The sequence below is a fragment of the Mycobacterium interjectum genome, assembly GCF_900078675.2.
Taxonomy (GTDB): domain Bacteria; phylum Actinomycetota; class Actinomycetes; order Mycobacteriales; family Mycobacteriaceae; genus Mycobacterium; species Mycobacterium interjectum.
Genome location: NZ_LT546237.1, coordinates 360056 through 362834 on the forward strand (window position 1 = coordinate 360056; position 2779 = coordinate 362834).

The following is a 2779-nucleotide window of genomic DNA, read 5'->3' on the forward strand; positions in this document are numbered from 1 at the left end:
CCCGCGCCTTCGACGTCGCCAGGGGGCGGCCCTGGCCGGCGCGGTTCCCGGCGCGGGTGCTGGCCAACGACTTCGTCGCGCGCTGGACGGGCCGCGAGGACGCGCTCGATCCGCCGGCGTGCGACGAGCTGTCCGCGGCGATCGCCGCCGACGATCGCCGCGTCGCCCCGGTCGATGCGGGCCAGGGCGTGGGCATGATCCGCGACGACGCGTCCGTCGCGGAGGTCATCGAGCAGATGTGCTCGGGTGCAGAGCGGCTGCTGGCTGGCTGGGGACCTTAGCGCGCGTCCCGCGCCGGGACTGAAGCCACTGCGAACCGCCTCGGCGTGTCGTCGCAGCGGTTTACGTGTCGCGGGCGCCGACCGTGCAACGACGGCGGCGCGGGTCACACCGCCCGCAAATAGCGCCGGGCGATGACGCGCTGGGCCGCCCTCACCAGCGGCCCACCGGCCTTGGTCCACCAGGCCGCGGGCCGCGAGAACGCCGACACCTCCGCGTACACCGCGGAGGTAACCGGGTCGCGGCGCACGACGAAGCGCTCCTCGCCGGACTCCGGGTGCCCGGGCAGGGTGCCGTAGGCGAAGCCGCGCAGGTCGGGTTCGTCGATGACGTACACCACGCGGCAGGGCGCGGGCAGGAAACCCATCCGCACCACCAACACCGCGTCGACGACGGCGACCTCGGAGCTGGCCTGCACGCGCAACCCGGATCCGCGCTGCATGCCCCAGCGCATGACCGCGTCCGCCGCGCGCTCGAAACGCTCTTGGCCCGTGCCGATTTGGCGCTCCACGTGCTGATGGTCGTAGCCGGCGGGCAGCTCACCCGCCGCGGTCGCGCCCACCTCGGCGTAGGTCAGCGGAAGCTCTTCGAGTGCTGCTAGGTCCACGTGTTCAGCGTACGGTCGGGAAAGTGACCACTCAGACTGTTGCCCAAGCATCCGGAACGTTCACCCTCGGCGGCGACCTGACCGTCCACCGACTCGGCTTCGGCGCCATGCGGATCACCGGCAAGGGCGTGTGGGGTCCGCCGGCCGACCGCGCCGAATGCGTGCGGGTCCTGCGGCGCGCCGTCGAGCTGGGCGTCAACTTCATCGACACCGCGGACTCCTACGGCCCCTACGTCTCCGAGGAGATCATCCACGAGGCGCTGCATCCCTACGACGGCCTGGTGATCGCGACCAAGGCGGGGCTGCTGCGCACCGGCCCGGACGTCTGGGTCCCGCTGGGCAACCCCAGTTACCTGCGCCAGGAGTGCGAGATGAGCCTGCGCCGCCTCGGCGTCGACACCATCGACCTGTTCCAGCTGCACCGCATCGACCGCAACTTCCCGCTGGCCGACCAGGTGGGCGAGCTGCTCACGCTGAAGAACGAGGGCAAGATCCGCCACATCGGCCTGTCCGAGATCGACGTCGACCAGCTCACCGCGGCCCAGCAGGTGACCGAGATCGTGTCGGTGCAGAACATGTACAACCTGGCGTCGCGGGGCGCCGAACCGCTGCTGGACGCCGCGACCAGCCAGGGCATCGGCTTCATTCCGTGGTTCCCGCTGGCCGCCGGCCCGCTGGCCGCGCCGGACGGCCCGCTGCAGCGCATCGCCGCCGAGCACGACGCGAGCCCGTCGCAGCTGGCGCTGGCCTGGCTGCTGAAGCGCTCGCCCGTGATGCTGCCGATCCCCGGCACGTCCAGCGTCGCGCACCTGGAGGAGAACGTCGCCGCGGCCGAGATCACGCTGAGCGACGAGGAGTTCGAGACCCTGGCAACCGCGGGGGCCCAGCGGACGGTCTAGCCGCCGCGCAAATATAGGGAAAATTCCCGATCCGGCGGGCCTTTCCGCCAGCGCAGACTACGCAGCGAGCGCTCCGGGCGGCCGACGCGGCTTCACCCCGCCGCGACACCCCACGACGCGGCTCGCTGTCACCGCGACGCTGCCCGGGCGCGCCGAACAGGGCTGCATCAGTGGAGGCGCGGGATGTCGTTTGTGGTTGCGGCGCCGGAGTTCTTGACGTCGGCGGCGGCGGATTTGCAGGACATCGGGGCGGCGCTCAATGCGGCCCACGTAGCGGCCGCCGGCGCGACGACCGAAGTGGTTGCGGCGGGGGNGGCGGCGCGGGTGGCGGCGGCGGCGGCCCGTAGCGCCCCGTAGGCCACCGATACGGTGTGTTGGTGCCCGGCGACCAACACCAGCATCCCGGCGGCGGGTTCAACCCGCCGGAGCCGACCACCAAGGGCGGCCCCGACTACGGCCGGTTCGTCGACGCCGTGCGCAAGCTGCAGGACCACGCCCGCGCCGTCGACGCGCCCGACGAGGTGATCACCGAGGCCGCGGACCGGCTGGAGAAGCTCTCGGCGTTGCTGAGCCCGTTCGACGCCGACGAGTGGGAGTCGCCGTCCGGGCGCCGGATGGACCTGCCGATGCGCGGCAACATCCTGAGCATCCCGATGAAGGCGAGCAAGGGCGACGACGGCCGCATCCACGGCTGGGCGCGCTTCGCGCGCTTTCACCTGGGCCGCAACGGCGCGGTGCACGGTGGGGCCCTGGGGATGCTGTTCGACTCCGTGCTCGGGCTGACGTCGTCGGTGATCACCGGGGGCCCCCGCCAGCGCACCGCCTACCTCAAGGTCAACTACCGCCACATCGTGCCGATCGACAAGGAATTGCAGTTCGAGGCCGGCATCGACCGGGTGGACGGGCGCAAGATCTTCGTGTCGGGCCGGCTGAGCGACGGCGACACCCTGCTGACCGAGGCCGACGCGCTGTTCGTGCGGCTCAAGCCTGGCCA

At 72.0% G+C, this 2779-nt stretch carries 4 protein-coding genes and 1 pseudogene; 4 read left to right on the top strand and 1 reads right to left on the bottom strand.

Features of this window, described 5'->3' with window-relative positions; translation table 11 throughout:
* A pseudogene (locus BN4348_RS36295) lies at positions 1–281 on the top strand (nitronate monooxygenase); the annotation flags it as partial.
* Between the two features lie 104 nt (positions 282–385).
* On the opposite strand, the gene BN4348_RS36300 reads toward BN4348_RS36295, so the two are convergent.
* The gene (locus tag BN4348_RS36300; protein ID WP_066910251.1) at positions 386–886 is read right to left on the bottom strand and encodes a DUF1990 family protein; all 501 of its coding nucleotides are present in this window, start codon (positions 884–886) and stop codon (positions 386–388) included.
* Positions 887–909: 23 nt separating this feature from the next.
* Here BN4348_RS36300 and BN4348_RS36305 point away from each other — a divergent pair, with 23 nt between their 5' ends.
* The 3 genes from BN4348_RS36305 to BN4348_RS59905 form a co-directional block, all read left to right on the top strand.
* Positions 910–1785 carry an aldo/keto reductase gene (locus tag BN4348_RS36305; RefSeq protein ID WP_084454013.1) on the top strand — a complete coding sequence of 292 codons (876 nt, stop codon included), beginning with the start codon at positions 910–912 and terminating at the stop codon, positions 1783–1785.
* Positions 1786–1968: 183 nt separating this feature from the next.
* On the top strand, positions 1969–2142 hold the full coding sequence (locus tag BN4348_RS36310) for a PE domain-containing protein (RefSeq protein ID WP_084454014.1): 174 nt from the start codon (positions 1969–1971) through the stop codon (positions 2140–2142).
* A 20-nt stretch (positions 2143–2162) separates the two neighbouring features.
* A partial coding sequence (locus tag BN4348_RS59905) for a PaaI family thioesterase (protein WP_160040325.1) occupies positions 2163–2779 on the top strand: 617 nt, incomplete at its 3' end.